This window comes from Streptomyces colwelliae, assembly GCF_048158785.1.
GTDB lineage: Bacteria > Actinomycetota > Actinomycetes > Streptomycetales > Streptomycetaceae > Streptomyces.
Genome location: NZ_JBLTJC010000900.1, coordinates 1 through 588 on the forward strand (window position 1 = coordinate 1; position 588 = coordinate 588).

The window sequence follows — 588 nt, forward strand, 5'->3', positions numbered from 1 at the left end:
CTAAGAACCCCTAACGGAATGATCTTCAAGATGGTTGGGTCACTCCAGGACAGACGATCTGGGGGTGCTGGATGGCACGGCCGAAGCCATGGGAAGTCGACGACGAGCTGTGGACGGTGGTCGAGCCGCTGCTGCCCAAGATCGAGCGTCGAGCCAGGAACCCTGGGCGCAAGCGGCACCCAAACCGGCTGGTGTTCCAGGGCATCCTGTTCGTCCTGCACACCGGAATCTCCTGGGAACATCTGCCGCAGGAACTCGGCTTCGGTTCGGGCATGACCTGCTGGCGCCGCCTGGCCGAGTGGACCGAGGCCGGGGTGTGGCCCCGGTTGCAAGGGGTCCTCCTCGCCAAACTCCGCAGTGTGAATGCCCTGGACATGTCCCGGGCGGCCGTCGACGGTTCCCACATCCGGGCGTTAAAGGGGGATCCAAGACCGGACGAAGCCCCGTCGACCGGGGCAGGTCGGGCAGTAAACACCACTTGATCACCGACGCGACCGGCATCCCTCTGGCCGCTACCCTGACTGGCGGCAACCGCAATGACGTCACCCAGCTGATCCCACTCCTGGAGGCGATCCCGCCGGTACGGGG

The 588-nt window shown here is 65.3% G+C and carries 1 pseudogene; it reads left to right on the forward strand.

Features of this window, described 5'->3' with window-relative positions:
- Nucleotides 1-71: 71 nt before the first annotated feature.
- Nucleotides 72-588: pseudogene (locus tag ACNFOC_RS55070) on the forward strand (IS5 family transposase); the annotation flags it as partial.